Consider the following 15,685-nt stretch of genomic DNA (forward strand, 5'->3'; position numbering starts at 1 on the left):
TGCAAAGTATCTATACCGAGGCGAGGGTATCCGCCTGCCCGGCAATCGGCAGGGATTTTGCTGGATTTGCCGGGGCCTATGGGGCATAGATAAAAAAATACTCCCTGAGCGGGAGTATTTTTACTGGAGTAGGTTTCCTTATTTTTTCAGGATATTGACGACTTCCTGCGTTTCGTCCGTTGCATTTTCGAAGCCGGCGATGATGGAGCCCTGAACGACGATGGCGTCTAAGCCCTTGTTCTTGCGGACCTGGTCGACGGCCTGTACGACGTCTTTTTCCATGGGAACGACCAGTTTATTTTCCAATTCGGCGATGTTCTGGTTCAGCTGTCTTGCCAGATCGCGTTTTTCCTGGTCCGTCTTCATGTTGGCAGCTTTTTTCGTAAATTCTGCGTCGGCTTTTTTGATGGCTTCCTGCATCTGAGCGCTGACTTTCGGATAATCTTTATGAGAAGAAATCAAGGTATCGAAGTTGACGTAACCGACGCCGGCTGCAAAGGCGGACGTAGCGGCTACTACGCTCATCATACCGATTACTGCGAGAGAAGCTATCTGCTTTTTCAATTTCATTCTAACAATCCTCCTGCGTTGAATAGATTTAACTTTATTCGTTTTTTTATTATATCAGACTCATTGAAAAACTACAACGGGCCCCGTAAAACTGAGACAATTTTGTAACCTTGGAAATTACTTTTCTTTGTCTGCTGCCGGTGCTTCCTCGTCTTCGTCTTTGATGTAAATATATTTATCCTTTTTCATCTTGTCGATGATTTCCGGAGCCATGGCGATGAGCTTTTCAAAGGCCGAGGCCTGATAGCCGTCCTTTTTGATGGAAAACATTTCCACCCTGTCGCCCTTGATGACCAATACGGCCGCCGGTTCCAGCTTCGCGCCTCCGCCTCCGCCGGCGCGGCTGCCCTGACCGTCTGTTGAGCCGGAGCCGAAGCCGAAGGTGACGTCGACGAAGGGAATGATCGTCGCGCCGCCGATTTGGACGGCCTGTCCTACGACGGTTTCTACCTTGATCATTTCCCTGAAATTATTGAAGATCGTTTCCAGATTGTTTTTTATCGTGTTGTCCATGATGCTCTCCCCTTTTCGATGCATGCCAGCCGGCGATGAGACGGCGAACGGGACGGGACGCTATAAAGAGCGCCGAATACCACAGCAGCGCCGCCGGATACAGGGTCCCGCTGCCGCGTATCGTGCTGTCGTACCGTTCTTCCAGGTAGTCGAAGCGCAGGCCGCCGATAGCGTCTGGGACGACGGCGTACAGCGCGCCGGCCAGAAGGCCCGTTTCGTGAGGCTGTCCCAGGCCGATGACGCCGCGGATGTCCAGCGAGCGGACCCGCGAATGATGCAGGATGCGTCCCAGCCAGCAGAAGAAGGCTGCGGCGAAGTCCCTGTTGAAGACCAGGGGCTTCCAATGAAAGTCTTTTGTCTTCGTCGCGCCGCTGTCGTCTTCCTGTTTCAGCGATTCATAGGTGACGGCGCTGTCCGTCTCCGCCTGCTGCCGGACGGCCTCGGCGGCCTGGTCAGCCCCTTTTTCCGATGGATCTTCCGATAGGTCCGGCGGCGGTCCGGCCTGCCGCTTCCAGCCTATGTATACCGACGAAACGGGCCGCTGACCCCAGGTATAATCCCAGGTGCCGGCCAGGGCCCGTCCGAACCAGCCGGCCCGGACGCAGAGGCGGAACGGCCGGCCCGTGCGGATACTGACATGATAGGTAAAGGGTATGAACAGCACGGCCGCCGCGCATAATACGGCGGCTGCCGTTATGACGACGATGCCCATACGCGCTGCCCTCCCTTTCAGGCGGAAATTCCCGCCTGTACATAGTATTCGAGGCTAAGGGGGCAAAATCCTTTTATCGGTCAGGCCTTTTCTTGTTTATTGAAAATGCAGTCCACGTCTTCGGCGCCGAAGCAGCGGGAGCAGGAAATGCACGTCGAAGGCTCCGTGCTGCCTTCCCGCCACAGCTTGGGCAGGTCGGGCTGGCGCAGGAGGGGCCGGGACAGGGAGACGAAGGCGATGTCCGTATTTGCCAGGCAGCTTTCGATTTCGCCGACCTGGCGGAAGCCGCCGATGACGCCGACATCGGTCCGGCCCTTTAATTTCGCCGCAGCCTTTTCAGCGTAAGGGACGAAATACATGGGCTCCTTCGTGCGGCGGATAGCCCGGATGGGGCCCTTGCGCGGCAGGGACGACATGTTGCCGCCGCTCACTTCGATGGCGCTGACCTTGGCGTCGGCCAGCCATTCCATGACCTGCAGGCTTTCGTCGAAGGTCATGCCCCCCTCTTTCATGAAGTCTTCGCTGTTGATCTTTACCCATACGGGGTATTCCGGGCCGACGTGTTTGCGGGTCGAGGCGATGCATTCCAAGAGGAAGCGGGCCCGGTTTTCCAGGCTGCCGCCGTATTCGTCTTCGCGGCGGTTGAAATAGGGCGATAAGAACTTGCTGGCCAAATAGCCGTGGGCGCTGTGGAACTGCACGCCGTCGAAGCCGGCTTCCTTGGCCCGCAGGGCGGCGCGGCCGGCGTCTTCCGTGAGGCGGGCGATTTCGTCCGTCGTCAGGGCGTGGGATTCCTGTTCGATTTTGCCTAATTTCTCTGTGACGCCGCTGGGGCTGACGATGATGCGCCCTTCCCCTTCGGGCATCATGATGGACGAGCCCATGACGACGATCTGGGCGACGATCTTGCCGCCGCGGCCGTGGACGCGCCGTACCATGTCCGCCAGCGGGGCGACGCAGCTGTCGTCGTCGATGCGGATTTGGCGGTGCTGCCGCGGTTCCAGCGTGCTGACGGCCATCATTCCCGTAATCATGACGCCGACGCCGCCGTCGGCGAGGCGTTCGTACATCTGAGCTAATTTATCCGTAGGGTATCCCTTGGCGTCGGCCATCCCTTCAAAGGTAGCCGAGCGGACGATGGGACACGCCGCGTCAATACCGCCGATACGGCATCTATCAAATAACATGGGCAATCTCTCCTTGGTAATCAAAAAAGGTTTTAAGTTTTATTCATCATTATAAACTAAATCTCCGCAAAAATCTAATCTTTTTCTATGTGTGAATAATATGTATTGCGAATTGTCATGATGAATTGAGGCGATGTGACTACCTTGGAGGGGATTGGATGGGATAAAGGCGTGAAAAAGCCTCCGGCATAGAGGGTCGGAGGCGGCGTATGGTCAGGTCAGCAGATCTTGTTGCCGTTGGCCGTCATCTTAAAGCGCAGGCCCAGCCGTTCGGCGGCGCGCTTGCACATGAGCATGCGCTGGAGGAAGATTTCGAAGTAATCCATCATGGAGCAGATCGTCTCGTCCAGCTCGATTTCCAGGGTGACGACCTTTTTGGCGGCGTCGATTTTCAGCTTCGACGACAGGGCGGCGTAGTTTACCTGGTCGTGCTTGTCGAAGGTTTCCCGGACCTGATTGCGGACGCGGTTGCGGCGCACGTCGGTCTTGTCGGCCAGGATCAGGGCCGCCGACACGGGGTCTACGGCCGTGCCGCTGCCCTCGTCGTGCTGGCCGATGGCCGTGATGATGACGGCGATGTCCTCAGGCGGCGCGCCCCAATGGCGGAGGAACTGGAAGGCCATGAGGGCTCCCGTGTGGGCGTGGTCGACGCGGTTGATGCAGTTGCCCAGGTCGTGCATGTAGCCTGCGATGCGGGCCAGCTCGACGGTGTGCTCGTCGTAGCCGAGCTTTTTCAGGATTTTGCCGGCCGTGACGGCGACCTTGGCGGCGTGGCGGCGCGAATGCTCCGTGTAGCCCAGGACGCCGAGCACTTCGTTGCCCTGTTCGAGGTAGATGTTCAGTTCTTTGGCGTTCATTACGTTTTCATAGGTAAATTTTTTCATAGTCGTGCTGTGCAGGGAAGGCCTTGGCTCCGCCTGTGCGGCGCGCCTTCCCTTATCCTTTCCTTATATTTACAGGCGCTGAACGGCGTCTAAGGCCAGTTCGGAGCGCTCGCATTCGTCGGCCGTCATGGTGATCTGAAAGCACAGGGGGCTGCCCTTCATCTTTTCCGAGGCGTAGCTCAGGCCGTTGGTCCGCTCGTCCAAAAAGGGCTTGTCGATCTGGTTCGGGTCGCCCAGCAGGATGATTTTCGTCCCCTTGCCGGCCCGGGTGATGATGCTCTTGGCCTGGTTGGGCGTCATGTTCTGGGCCTCGTCGATGATGAGGTAGGTCTTGACGAAGGAGCGGCCGCGGATGAAATTGAGGGCCTCTGTCTGGATGACGTGGCGGTCGAAGAGCTCGTCGATTTTGTCCTTCAGCTCCAATTCGTTTTCATAGCGCTCTTCCTCGCTGGCGTCGATGAGCTGCTCCAGGTTGTCGATGATGGGCCGCATGAGGGGTGATATTTTTTCCTGCTCGTCGCCGGGCAGAAAGCCGATGTCCGAGTCGAACTGGGCGTTGGGACGGCAGACGAGGATGCGCCGGTACTCGCCGGTCGGGCGGTTGACGATTTTCTCCAGTCCGACAGCCAGGGCGTAGAAGGTCTTGGCCGTGCCGGCCTGGCCCTTGACGATGACCAGGGGCGCTTCGTCGGCCGGCTTCATGAGGGCTTCCTGGAGGAAATACTGGCCCGAATTGCGGGGCTTGACGCCGTAGGGCTGGCTCTTTTTGTATTCCAGGGGGACGATCTTTTTGCCCTTGACCCGGCCCAGGTGGGTTTTGCGCAGGGACTGGTCGGCCTTTAAGATGACGAACTGGTTTTCCGTCAGGTCCGGGCGGCTCGTGTTCCCTTCGGCGTCGGACAGGTAGACGTCCTTCGTCGGGACGCCCTTCTTTTTGAAATCCTTGAACTTGTCTTCGGGCACGTAGCACTGGAGGCGGCCCGTGTACTGGTCCTCCTCGGGGATGACCTGCTCGGTGCTGAAATCTTCGGCTTCGATGCCGAGGATCTGGGCCTTCAGGCGCAGGACGAGATCCTTGGTGACGAGGATAGGCCCTTCTTCCTTCAGGCCTTGGCAGACCTTGAGGATGCGGTTGTCCGCCTTGTCGTCGGGCAAGGCCGCCGGCAGCTCGACATCGGAGCAGTTGGCCTCGACGCGCAGCGTCCCTCCTGTGGGCAAGGCCACGCCGCCCAGCAGGTCGCCCTGGAGGCGCAGCTTTTCCAAAAAGCGGATAGCCCGCCGGGCGTTGGCTCCCCGCTCGCCGTCGGCCTTTTTCAGGCCGTCCAGCTCTTCCAGGACGACCAGCGGAAGGACGAGGCGGTTCTCTTCAAAGCATTGAAGGGCGTACGGCGCCTGGATGAGTACGTTCGTGTCGATTACGTATGTTTTTGCCATGAAAATCCCTGCCTTTATTCTGTTTTACTGCAATTTTTTCCATGTATACCCTATCATAGCAAGGTATTTTCGGGGTTTTCTACCGCAATACTGTAAAAACTATGCAAAAAATGGAAGCCATGCCAAATTCTCCCGGCCTTTTGTATATATTTTTCGCAAGAGAATAGGAATTCAGCCCGTTTTCGTGTATAATATAAGTGTTTGTTAATTTGAAAGTTAGTGAAGGGATGTTGAATATATGGCTACAGCAATGGTAATAGGCACCCAGTGGGGTGATGAAGGTAAAGGTAAAATCGTAGATTATTTGGCGCAGAAAGCGGACGTTGTCATCCGTTCCCAAGGCGGCAACAACGCAGGCCATACGGTCGTCGTCGACGATAAATCCTTTGCGCTCCGTCTTTTGCCGTCGGGCATCTTGTTTGCCGATAAGACCTGCATCATCGGCAGCGGCGTCGTCGTCAATCCGGCCGTCCTCCTGGAAGAAATCGAAGGCATGACGTCCAAGGGCGTGCAGATCAGCAAGCTGGAAATCTCCACGCGGGCCCACGTCATCATGCCTTACCATATCCGCATCGATGAAGAAGACGAAAAGCTCAAGGGCGACGCCAAGATCGGCACGACGAAAAACGGCATCGGTCCCTGCTATGCAGATAAAGTAAACCGCGTCGGCATCCGCATCGGCGACTTGATGGACGAAAAGGTCTTCGCCGAAAAGCTGCGCGTCAACTTGGAATTGAAGAACCGCTTATTTGAGAAATACTACGGCTGCGAAGGCTTCGATTACGATACGATGCTCAAGGAATATTTGGGCTACGCCGACCAGATCCGCCAGTACGTCAAGGATACGAACTACTCGGCCAACCTGTACGTCAAGGAAGGCAAGAAGGTCCTCTTTGAAGGCGCCCAGGCGGCCATGCTCGACCTCGACCACGGCACGTATCCCTTCGTCACCAGCTCCAACCCGACGGCCGGCGGCGCCTGCACCGGCTCCGGCGTCGGCCCCCGCCGCATGGAAAACATCGTCGGCGTCGTCAAAGCCTACACGACCCGCGTCGGCGCAGGCCCCTTCCCGGCGGAACAGAACAACGAAATCGGCGAATACCTCCGCAACACGGGCCATGAATTCGGCACCGTTACGGGCCGTCCCCGCCGCTGCGGCTGGCTCGACACGGCTGTCGTCAAATACGCGGCTATGCTGAACAGCCTCGACTACCTGGCTATCACCCGTCTGGATATCCTCGACGACCTCGACACGATCAAGATCTGCACGGGCTACAAATACCAGGGCGAGCTGCTCAAAGAATACCCGGCCAGCCTTGACGTATTGGAACAGGTCGAACCGGTATACGAAGAAATGCCCGGCTGGAAATGCCACATTTCGGACTGCAAGACCTATGAAGAACTGCCTGAAGCGGCCCGCAAGTACGTGGAACGCATCAGCGAACTGACGGAAGTCCCCCTGGGCATCGTCTCCGTCGGCCCGAACCGCAGCCAGACCATCATCTTGCACGACATCTTCTAAGAGATTTTTGGATTTTCACCATAACAATACAACATGAGGAAAAGAGCCGGCCTATCTGGGGCCGGCCTTTTCCGTATACCGGCGCAGGTGGAAAGGCGGCGATACGATGCAGTATGATACGACGGATTTTGTAGAAACAAACGGCGAGGCGACGATGAAGCTGATTGCCCGCACGCGCAGGCTGACGAGGGAATACTATATGACGGACCATGAAGACGCGGAACGGAGACGGGCTATCCTGGAGGAGCTGCTGGGCGAAATCGGTAAAAATGTAGAAATCGACACGCCCTTTTACTGCGACTATGGGAAGAATATCCATATCGGCAGCGACGTCATCATCAACATGAACTGCACCTTCGTAGACAATAAGCCTATACGGATTGGAAGCAAGGTGCTCATCGCCTCGAACGTGCAGATTTACACCTCGTCCCATCCCATTTTGCCCCAGGAACGGCTGCGTCTGGACGGGAACGAGACGGAAGAGCCCTTCTTCCGCACCTACGCCCTGCCGGTGGAAATACAGGACAACGTGTGGATTGGCGGTGGAGTCGTCATTTTGCCCGGCGTCACCATCGGGAAAAACAGCGTCGTCGGAGCCGGAAGCGTCGTGACCCGCTCGATTCCGGCCAACTGCGTAGCCGTCGGCAATCCCTGCCGGGTGATACGGCGCTTTGGCGAAGATGGACCGGATGATGCACTCCCTTCTGCTCCCAACGCCGAGACGACAGCGGCTATAGAGAACGTACAGCAGGGAAAGAATCTAAGCCGGACCTTCGGTTCTGTCGCCGAGCTTATGGAGGATTTGAAACGGTAAGGCAAAACGCCGCCGCGCGACTTTTTCATCGCGCGGCGGCGTTTGACGTCTTATATACTATTACATTAACAGCTTAGCAGCTGCCGCAGCATCCCGACATGGAGCAGCTCGAGCAGGAGCCGCCGCAGCCTTCTTCCGTCGGGACGAGGCCGAACAGGGCCGTCAGGGTTTTGCGGGGGCTGAGCATGCCGCCGGCCGTGACGGCCAGGCCGATTTGCCCGCCTCCGGCGGCGTTGGCCAGGTCCATCTGCTGGCCGATGGGCCAGTCGGCTGTGCCGGGGCTGACGCGCCAGAGGATTTTATATCCCTTGGGTTCGCAGATTTCGTTGATGTGATGGGTCAGCTGGTCCAGGAGCTGTCCCGTGGCGACAGCTGCCGCCGAGTCGAGGACGATGCCGCCGGCGACGTCCTGGTTGAGGAAGCGCTTGTCGATTTCTTCTTCTACGGCCGGGCCGATGGTGACGGCGGCCATGAGAAGGATGCGCGCCTGTTCTAAATACGGGACGATTTGCTCGCTTTTCAGCTTAAAGGGGGCGCTGCAGAGGATATGGTGGGACGCGGCGTCGTAGTATCCCTGCTGGAAGACGCCCTTCGGCGCGGCCAGGCGCAGGGCCGTGGTGCAGGCTTCGCTGACGACGGCGTCGTCTGCGTCCCCTTGTCCCCGCTGGGCGGCGTATTCTCTCACTTGCTCCATATTGATGGAGGGTATGGTACCTTCGTATACTGGCATGATGGTTCCCTTTCTTTCGTGTAATGTAGTCGTCTTCTGAACGTTGTGTGACGATGGTCTTATTATACCATAAAAATTTGAGGCTACTGATAATTTTGTGATGGGCCTTGTCATTTTCATGGCCAGTAATATACAATAAAAATGTGATATAACAACACTAAATACCGTATAAAAGTGTGATGAGGTGGGCCTATGGAACGATTGATATTGAATACACTGCTGAAATGGAAGAATTCCCCCTATCGCAAGCCGTTGATTTTGAAAGGCGTGCGCCAGGTCGGCAAGACCTGGATTCTGAAGGAATTCGGAAAACGCTGTTATGAAAACACGGCGTATTTCAACTTTGATGAACATGAAGAATATAAGCAGTTTTTTGAAACGACAAAGGATATAGACCGGATTTTGCAGAATCTGATGCTGGCAAGCGGCCAAAAGATCGTGCCGGAACAAACCCTGATCATTTTTGACGAGGTGCAGGACTGCCCCAAGGTCATGAACTCCATGAAGTATTTCTGTGAAAATGCGCCGCAGTATCACGTGGCCTGCGCCGGTTCCCTCTTGGGCATCGCTTTGGCAAAGCCCTCTTCGTTCCCCGTAGGCAAGGTCAACTTCATGCAGATTGCCCCCATGACCTTTACGGAGTTCCTGCTGGCCAATGGGGATGAAAACCTGGCAGCATATCTGGAAACGGTGAATACCCTGGAGCCCATTCCCGACGCCTTTTTTAATCCTTTATACGAAAAGCTGAAAATGTATTATGTGACCGGCGGCATGCCCGAACCTGTCAAGATGTGGACTGAGGCGCGGGATGTGGAGGCCATGCAGGAGGCGTTGTCCGATATTCTGGGGGCCTATGAGCGAGACTTTGCCAAGCACCCCAACGTCAGCGAGTTTCCCAAGATTTCGATGATCTGGAAATCGATCCCGTCCCAGCTGGCGAGGGAAAATAAAAAGTTTCTCTATAAAGTAGTCAAAGAAAGGGCAAGAGCCCGCGAATATGAGGACGCCCTGCAGTGGCTGGTCGATGCCCGCCTGGTGCATAAGATTTACCGAAGTACCGCGCCGGGCCTGCCCGTGTCTGCTTACGATGATCTTTCAGCGTTTAAGATTTACCTGGCAGACGTGGGGCTGCTCCGCCGGCTGGCTCAGCTGGCGCCGACGGCCTTTGGCGAGGGAAATCGCTTGTTTACCGAGTTCAAGGGAGCGCTGACGGAGAACTTCGTGCTGCAGACCTTGCTTACGCAATTTGAAGTCGTTCCGCGGTACTGGAGCCAGAACAATCCGCCTTACGAAGTAGATTTCTTAATTCAGCGGGAGAACGACATATTTCCAATCGAAGTCAAATCCGAGGCAAACACAGCCAGCAAGAGCTTAAAGAAATTCAAGGAATTGTTCCCAAAGCAGGTGAAGCTCCGCGTCCGGTTTTCGCTGGATAATTTGAAGCTGGACGACGATATGCTGAACATTCCCCTGTTTATGGCTGACCAAACGGACCGGCTGATTGGGTTGGCGCTGGAACAACGGAACCATACGTAAATCATTCTGCAACTTTACGTTATCATACCTCGCTGACCACTGGCTACGAGACATTGACTATGCTATACTATAATATAGACTTTAAAATGAAGTTGACTTTATATACAGGGAATGAGGTGGGTGTGTTGGCGCATATCATCGCCATAACGAACCAGAAAGGCGGTGTCGGCAAGACGACGACGGCCGTCAATGTAAGCGCTTGTCTGGCCGAAAGCGGCAAGCGGACGCTCCTCGTCGATTTGGACCCGCAGGGCAACGCGACAAGCGGCTTGGGCGTCGACAAGGCGAGCTTGGAAACGAATCTGTACGACTGCCTGATCGAAGGAAGGCCGATGGAAGACGTCGTGCAGCCGACAATGATAAAGAAATTATCCCTCGTACCGGCCACGATGGACGTCGCCGGCGCGGCGGTGGAGCTGGTCACGATGGAAGACCGCGAGTATATTTTGAAGAAGGCCCTGCAGGCCTACCTGGGGCAGGTGAAGAAGTCCTACGACTACGTCGTCATCGACTGCCCTCCTTCGCTGGGGCTGCTGACGCTCAACGCCCTGGCGGCGGCTGATTTCGTCCTCATTCCCGTGCAGTGCGAGTTTTACGCGCTGGAAGGGCTGGCCCAGCTCATGCAGACCGTGGACATGGTGCGGGACAATCTGAATTCCCGCCTGCAGCTCCTGGGACTGCTCATGACGATGTACGACGGCCGGACGAATTTGTCCATCCAGGTGACGGAGGAAGTGAAGAAATACTTCAGCGGCAAGGTATTCCATACGATTATTCCGCGCAACGTCCGCCTGGGCGAAGCGCCGAGCCACGGCGAGCCCATTACGATATACGATCCCCATTCGCGGGGCGCCGAGGTGTATACGAAATTAGCGAAAGAGGTGATACGCCGTGTCGGCTAAGAAGATGGGACTGGGCAAGAACCAGCCCTTAGGCCGGGGCCTGCAGGCCCTGGGGCTGAAGGAGCATCCGGAGCCTCACGACGGCGCAGCCCTGGAAATCGACATCGACTTGATTTCCCCCAACCCGAAGCAGCCCCGCCGGGCCTTTTCCGACGAGGCGCTTCAGTCGCTGGCCGAGTCCATACGGCAGTACGGCCTGATCCAGCCTGTCGTCGTCCAGAAAAAGGGCGGCGCCTACGAGCTGATCGCCGGCGAGCGGCGGCTGCGGGCGGCGAAGCTCTGCGGCCTGACGAAGATTCCCGCCGTCGTGCGGGACTGCGCGCCTCAGGCGTCGGCAGAGCTGGCCCTCATTGAAAATTTGCAGCGGGAAGATTTGGACCCTGTAGAAGAAGCGTCGGCGTACCGCGCCCTGATTCAGGAATTCGGCCTGACCCAGGAGCAGGCGGCGGAAAAGGTCGGCCGGAGCCGGGTCCACGTGTCCAATATGATGCGCCTTCTCCAGCTGCCGGAGGAAATCCAGCAGTATTTAATCGACGGCGTCCTGTCTATCGGACAGGCCCGCCCCCTGCTGCAGCTGAAGGCACGGCAGGCCCAGCTGGAAGCGTCGGCCCGCATCATCGACCAGGAGCTGTCGGCCCGTCAGGTCGAAGCCATGGTCCGGGCCATGCTCCGGGAAGAGCCGCCGAAGGACGCGCCGGAGCCCAACGCCTATCTGGAATCCATGCAGGACCGGATGAAGATGCATTTGGGCACCAACGTAGCCATCCGCCTGGGCCGGAACAAGAAGAAGGGGAAAATCGAGATTTCCTTTGCCTCAGAAGAAGAATTTGAACGATTGCTGGCTATTTTGACTGATGAGCCGGAAGACGGGGATTCCTTCTCCCCTTCCTCTTTCCGCGTGTGATCGGCAAAAACAGGCCTGTTTACGAAAGTTATTGACCTGTCAGGAGGAAAGACATGCTTTACGGATTGGACGCGCAGCTCGCGTACATGATAGGGGCCGGCATCGCCGGGCTCGTGCTGGTGCTGCTGCTGGCGTATATTGTCATATTGAACCGGCGCATCAAGGCGTTGGAAGAAAAATATACCTTTTTTATGAAGGATGAAACGGGGAAAAGCGTCGAAGCCAAGCTGCGCGAGGACGTAGCGGAGCTCCACGGCTTGCAGGACACGCTGGACCGGATTCACGAGACCCAGAAGGATATCCTGGCCGTGCAGAACCACTGCTTCCGCAAAATCGGCTTCGTGCGGTACAACGCCTTCGACAACATCGGCAACAACCTGAGCTTCGCCTGCACCGTCCTGGACGGCAAGGACGACGGCTTCTGCCTGTCGAGCGTATACGGCCGCAGCGAGTCGCGCATCTTTGCCAAGCCCATCGTCGAGGGAAAATGCCTGTACGGCATGAGCGAAGAGGAAAAGGAAAGCCTGGACCAGGCCCTGCACTATCACGGCGACGTGCAGCCGGTCCGGAAGGATTAGGATAGAAGGCGCGGCAGCGCCGTATTGTAGGATTGAAGAAGGGATAGACCTTGAAATTACAGGAAATCATGACGGGGCTTAGGGCCCGTTGGCGTAATATGACGCAGTCCGCCGCCGACCTGGCCGGCGCCCTGCGCCGTTCCGGGACGGAGCCGGTCACCATGTCGCCGCAGCAGTATCGGACGGCGCTGCGGGCGGCCATCGCCGGGGCCGTCGTCTTAGTCGCGGCTATCGGGTTCGGCCTGTACCAGTTTATTTCCCTGCAGCAGGCCCGGGCCCAGGAGGCGCTCCACGAGCAGCAGCTGCAGCTCATGCGGGAAAAGACGGCGTCGCTCCAGGAAAAAATGGATAAGATGGACGCCCTGGACCAGGAGCTCCGCCAGATGGTCAAGGGCGCAGGGACGGGCAGCAGCCCAAAAGGTGACGGTGGCACAGCGGGGGCGCAGAAGAAAGGGCCGGATCTTTCCTCTGCCGATTACAACGACCTGCTGCTGGCCACCGCCCGTCTGGAAACGAAAACGAACGCCCGCATTATCAGCTTTATTACGCTGAAAACCGTACTGAGCGATACGGCGGGGCTGCAGGTCCGGCAGATGCAGCAGGTATCAGCGCAATACGCATCGTCGACGACGCCGTCTATCTGGCCGGCGTACGGCACGATTACGTCTAACTTCGGCTACCGCGGCAACCCCATCGGCGGCGGCACGGGCTTCCACGAAGGCCTGGATATTGCCGTCGATTACGGTACGCCCGTCCAGGCGACGGCGGCCGGTGAAGTCACGGCGGCCGGCTGGGTAGACGGCTACGGAAACCTTGTCGAAGTCGATCACGGCAACGGCTTTGTCACGCGATATGGTCACAACTCCATGGTTCTCGTCGTAGTGGGACAAACGGTGCATACCGGCGACATCCTCGCCCTGGCCGGCAGCACGGGCCGCAGCACGGGGCCCCATGTCCATTATGAAGTCCGTGTACAAGGGACTCCGACCGACCCCTTGTTGTTCTTGCCGTAAAGATGAGGGGACGCTGCCCGATATGGGGCGGCGCCGCCTCTTTTTTTGAAAGGCAGGTTGTTATGCAAAAACTCAAATATTATGGCAGCCTTATCTTGTTTTTTATCGTCGTCGGCGCCCTGGGCTTCGGCACGTCCTACGTCCAGCGGCCCCATAACGTCGTCATCGGCGTCAACCTGGCCCTCAGCGGCGAGGAAAAGGCCTACGGCGAGGCGACGGCCCGGGGCATCGGCATGGCCCGCGATAAGATCAACGCCGAAGGCGGCCTGCTGGACGAGGCCGTAACGGTCGTCGCCGTTGATAATCACGGCAGCGCCGGCGACGCCGAGGCGGCGGTGAAGCAGCTGACGAGCCGCCATGCCGTGGCGATGATCGGCCCGAACTTATCCCACTGCGCCCTGGCCGTCGTCCGCGACGCGACGGCGGCGAAGATGCCCGTCATCAGCCCGGCTGGCACCAATCCCGACATCACCGTCGACCATCGGACGGGCGAAGCCCACGAGTACATGTTCCGGGCGACCTTTATCGACTCCTATCAGGGGCGGGCTATGGCCGATTACGCCTTCGGTCAGCTGAAGGCCCGCACGGCCGCCGTCGTGTACGACGAACGGCAGGCCTACTCCAAGGGGCTGGCGGCCTTTTTCAAGCAGTCCTTCTTAGCCGACGGCGGCCAGGTACCGGTCTACGTTGACGTCTCGTCAGATGACAGCTTTGCGGCGGCCGTAGCGGCCTTGCAGGCCTCGCCGTGCCAGGTCGTATACGCGCCCCTTTACGATGAAAAGGCTATGGAATTTATCGTAAAGGCCCGCGACGCCGGCATTGCGGCCCTGATTTTAGGCCCTGACGGCTGGAACGGCCGGCGCATGGCCCAGTCCCTCTCGCCGGCGTATTTACAAAATCTGTTCTATACGGACCACTATGCCAACGACGTCAACGAGCCCGTGGCGGAGGAATTTGCCGAGGCCTATTATGAAAAATACGGCGAGCTTCCCGACAGCTACGCCGCCCTGGGCTACGACTCCTTCATGATGGTGGCTGAGGCCGTGCGGCGCAGCGGCTCGGCGGACCCGAAAAAAATCGCCGAAGAGCTGGCCAAGACCATCGACTACCACGGCGTGACGGGCATGATCGCCCTGGACGCCAACCACGACGCCATCAAGCCGGTCTTTATCATGACCTTCTGGCAGGGACAGCCAGCGCTGCTGGAAAAGCGGCCGACGGTCCAATTATGATAGGCTGTACGCGGCAGCAGACATAAAAAATTGCGGAATTGTCGAGATGACAGTTCCGCAATTTTTTTGTAATACGACGAGATGTAGTTGGTGAGGATTTCTATAATAATCGCTGAATTGATGGATAGAGTAACGTTGCGGCAGGTATTTTGGGACGGGAAATTTTTGATAGTTTCCGCAACCGGCGGTGATTGCCGCTATGGTTCGCATCATACGACGCCATGCCGACGCGCCGTATCGTTATCGTTATATTTTATTTTGTATACGAACGTTTTCCCTCAATTTTTTTACGCTGTCCCGTTGAGCTTTTACATCGTCGTACCATCCTTCGCGATGAATGCGCGCCAAAGGGATTCCCGTCAGTCCGGATACTTCCTCATGGGAAATGGATAGGCAAGCCGTTACACGCAGTACGGCAAATACGGCGTCATAGCGGCGCGGCGCTCCTTCCAGTCGGGCATGATCATCGTCATGACGTTGTAAAAGTGGCGCGAGTGGTTGGGATGGACGAGGTGGCACAGCTCGTGGAGCATGACGTGGTCGATGATTTCCGCCGGCATGATGGCTAAATAGGTGTTCATGGTAATGATGGCCTTGGCAGGCATGCACGAGCCCCAGCGGGAGCGCATGACCCGCTGGCGGAGCTTGGGCATGGCGATGCCGTAGGCCGAAAGCCGGGGGAAGATGCGGGCCAGGCTTTCGGCGAACAGCTTCTCCCCTTCCCTGCGCAGCAGCTCGTGGTACAGATGGCGGCGCTGTTCGATGGTGTTGTCGGCCAGCTCCATGTATACGGTCCGGCCGCGGCGGCGCACGGCGTTCCGCAGGCCCAGGCGCACGTCGAGGACGCAGGCCCTTCCTGCCACGTACAGGGCGTCGCCGTCCCGCAAGGTCAGCACCGGCAGGGCTTTCCGGCAGGCGTACTCGTCCAGGGCTTTTACGATGAAGGGGCCCTGCTTTTGCAGAAAGGCCTCGATGTGCTCTATGGGAACGCGGGGCCCTGCCGATACGTAAATGGACAAGTCAGGGCGGACGCGGAGGTTGATGTTTTTGACGGCCTTCCGCTCCAGGACGTACGTCAGCTGACGGTCCCCGAGGCAGATGGGGCGCTGCGATATGGGATTCATATTCCTCTCCTCTGTCGATGTGGTATAATA

Annotated in this window: 16 protein-coding genes; 8 read left to right on the forward strand and 8 right to left on the reverse strand. The window is 57.5% G+C overall.

Annotated features, from left to right (window positions below; translation table 11 throughout):
- Positions 1-138: 138 nt before the first annotated feature.
- The 6 genes from CJ260_RS02330 to CJ260_RS02355 form a co-directional block, all read right to left on the reverse strand.
- Entirely contained in the window at positions 139-570 is a 432-nt protein-coding gene (locus CJ260_RS02330) for an OmpH family outer membrane protein (protein WP_087478427.1), read from the reverse strand.
- Positions 571-687: 117 nt separating this feature from the next.
- Complete coding sequence (locus tag CJ260_RS02335) at positions 688-1,083, reverse strand: GerW family sporulation protein (protein WP_095629022.1); 396 nt, start codon at positions 1,081-1,083, stop codon at positions 688-690.
- Complete coding sequence (locus CJ260_RS02340) at positions 1,040-1,795, reverse strand: hypothetical protein (RefSeq protein WP_095629023.1); 756 nt, start codon at positions 1,793-1,795, stop codon at positions 1,040-1,042. Before CJ260_RS02340 ends, CJ260_RS02335 begins: the two co-directional genes overlap by 44 nt.
- Positions 1,796-1,875: 80 nt before the next feature.
- The gene (locus CJ260_RS02345; RefSeq protein WP_095629024.1) at positions 1,876-2,982 is read right to left on the reverse strand and encodes an NADH:flavin oxidoreductase; all 1,107 of its coding nucleotides are present in this window, start codon (positions 2,980-2,982) and stop codon (positions 1,876-1,878) included.
- A gap of 218 nt (positions 2,983-3,200) precedes the next feature.
- Entirely contained in the window at positions 3,201-3,866 is a 666-nt protein-coding gene (locus tag CJ260_RS02350; protein ID WP_095629025.1) for an HD domain-containing protein, read from the reverse strand.
- Between the two features lie 69 nt (positions 3,867-3,935).
- Positions 3,936-5,300, reverse strand: coding sequence for a PhoH family protein (locus CJ260_RS02355; RefSeq protein WP_087478432.1), 1,365 nt, complete (start codon positions 5,298-5,300; stop codon positions 3,936-3,938).
- 238 nt (positions 5,301-5,538) lie between these two features.
- On the opposite strand from CJ260_RS02355, the gene CJ260_RS02360 reads away from it, so the two are divergent.
- Together CJ260_RS02360 and CJ260_RS02365 are read left to right on the forward strand one after the other, a co-directional pair.
- Positions 5,539-6,822, forward strand: a complete 1,284-nt coding sequence (locus tag CJ260_RS02360) for an adenylosuccinate synthase (RefSeq protein ID WP_087478433.1) — start codon at positions 5,539-5,541, stop codon at positions 6,820-6,822.
- Positions 6,823-6,928: 106 nt separating this feature from the next.
- Positions 6,929-7,636, forward strand: a complete 708-nt coding sequence (locus tag CJ260_RS02365) for a sugar O-acetyltransferase (RefSeq protein WP_095629026.1) — start codon at positions 6,929-6,931, stop codon at positions 7,634-7,636.
- A gap of 73 nt (positions 7,637-7,709) precedes the next feature.
- On the opposite strand, the gene CJ260_RS02370 is transcribed toward CJ260_RS02365, so the two are convergent.
- Positions 7,710-8,366, reverse strand: coding sequence for a hypothetical protein (locus tag CJ260_RS02370; RefSeq protein ID WP_087478437.1), 657 nt, complete (start codon positions 8,364-8,366; stop codon positions 7,710-7,712).
- Between the two features lie 192 nt (positions 8,367-8,558).
- On the opposite strand from CJ260_RS02370, the gene CJ260_RS02375 reads away from it, so the two are divergent.
- From CJ260_RS02375 to CJ260_RS02400, 6 genes are all read left to right on the forward strand, one after another.
- The gene (locus CJ260_RS02375) at positions 8,559-9,902 is read left to right on the forward strand and encodes an ATP-binding protein (protein WP_095629027.1); all 1,344 of its coding nucleotides are present in this window, start codon (positions 8,559-8,561) and stop codon (positions 9,900-9,902) included.
- A gap of 125 nt (positions 9,903-10,027) precedes the next feature.
- Complete coding sequence (locus CJ260_RS02380) at positions 10,028-10,804, forward strand: ParA family protein (protein ID WP_095629028.1); 777 nt, start codon at positions 10,028-10,030, stop codon at positions 10,802-10,804.
- Positions 10,794-11,708 (forward strand): ParB/RepB/Spo0J family partition protein, encoded by a 915-nt coding sequence (locus CJ260_RS02385; RefSeq protein WP_233127865.1) that lies wholly within the window; start codon positions 10,794-10,796, stop codon positions 11,706-11,708. Before CJ260_RS02380 ends, CJ260_RS02385 begins: the two co-directional genes overlap by 11 nt.
- Positions 11,709-11,761: 53 nt before the next feature.
- Positions 11,762-12,286, forward strand: coding sequence for a DUF4446 family protein (locus tag CJ260_RS02390; protein ID WP_095629029.1), 525 nt, complete (start codon positions 11,762-11,764; stop codon positions 12,284-12,286).
- A gap of 50 nt (positions 12,287-12,336) precedes the next feature.
- Positions 12,337-13,299: a M23 family metallopeptidase gene (locus CJ260_RS02395; protein ID WP_233127866.1), complete on the forward strand. Its 963-nt coding sequence runs from the start codon at positions 12,337-12,339 to the stop codon at positions 13,297-13,299.
- Between the two features lie 62 nt (positions 13,300-13,361).
- On the forward strand, positions 13,362-14,531 hold the full coding sequence (locus CJ260_RS02400; protein WP_158221357.1) for an ABC transporter substrate-binding protein: 1,170 nt from the start codon (positions 13,362-13,364) through the stop codon (positions 14,529-14,531).
- A 401-nt stretch (positions 14,532-14,932) separates the two neighbouring features.
- Here CJ260_RS02400 and CJ260_RS02405 read toward each other — a convergent pair whose 3' ends face one another.
- Positions 14,933-15,655 carry a M48 family metallopeptidase gene (locus CJ260_RS02405; RefSeq protein ID WP_095629031.1) on the reverse strand — a complete coding sequence of 241 codons (723 nt, stop codon included), beginning with the start codon at positions 15,653-15,655 and terminating at the stop codon, positions 14,933-14,935.
- Between the last annotated feature and the right edge of the window lie 30 nt (positions 15,656-15,685).

Source organism: Megasphaera sp. ASD88, from assembly GCF_002287425.1.
Classification (GTDB): Bacteria; Bacillota; Negativicutes; order Veillonellales; family Megasphaeraceae; genus Megasphaera; species Megasphaera stantonii.

Bases quoted from the DNA above. Each gene is read 5' to 3' on its own strand.
- CJ260_RS02360 (WP_087478433.1), top strand. From the start codon at position 5,539: ATGGCTACAGCAATGGTAATAGGCACCCAGTGGGGTGATGAAGGTAAA.
- CJ260_RS02340 (WP_095629023.1), bottom strand. From the start codon at position 1,795: ATGGGCATCGTCGTCATAACGGCAGCCGCCGTATTATGCGCGGCGGCC.
- CJ260_RS02335 (WP_095629022.1), bottom strand. From the start codon at position 1,083: ATGGACAACACGATAAAAAACAATCTGGAAACGATCTTCAATAATTTC.
- CJ260_RS02345 (WP_095629024.1), bottom strand. From the start codon at position 2,982: ATGTTATTTGATAGATGCCGTATCGGCGGTATTGACGCGGCGTGTCCC.
- CJ260_RS02350 (WP_095629025.1), bottom strand. From the start codon at position 3,866: ATGAAAAAATTTACCTATGAAAACGTAATGAACGCCAAAGAACTGAAC.
- CJ260_RS02400 (WP_158221357.1), top strand. From the start codon at position 13,362: ATGCAAAAACTCAAATATTATGGCAGCCTTATCTTGTTTTTTATCGTC.
- CJ260_RS02355 (WP_087478432.1), bottom strand. From the start codon at position 5,300: ATGGCAAAAACATACGTAATCGACACGAACGTACTCATCCAGGCGCCG.
- CJ260_RS02365 (WP_095629026.1), top strand. From the start codon at position 6,929: ATGCAGTATGATACGACGGATTTTGTAGAAACAAACGGCGAGGCGACG.
- CJ260_RS02405 (WP_095629031.1), bottom strand. From the start codon at position 15,655: ATGAATCCCATATCGCAGCGCCCCATCTGCCTCGGGGACCGTCAGCTG.
- CJ260_RS02370 (WP_087478437.1), bottom strand. From the start codon at position 8,366: ATGCCAGTATACGAAGGTACCATACCCTCCATCAATATGGAGCAAGTG.
- CJ260_RS02390 (WP_095629029.1), top strand. From the start codon at position 11,762: ATGCTTTACGGATTGGACGCGCAGCTCGCGTACATGATAGGGGCCGGC.
- CJ260_RS02375 (WP_095629027.1), top strand. From the start codon at position 8,559: ATGGAACGATTGATATTGAATACACTGCTGAAATGGAAGAATTCCCCC.
- CJ260_RS02330 (WP_087478427.1), bottom strand. From the start codon at position 570: ATGAAATTGAAAAAGCAGATAGCTTCTCTCGCAGTAATCGGTATGATG.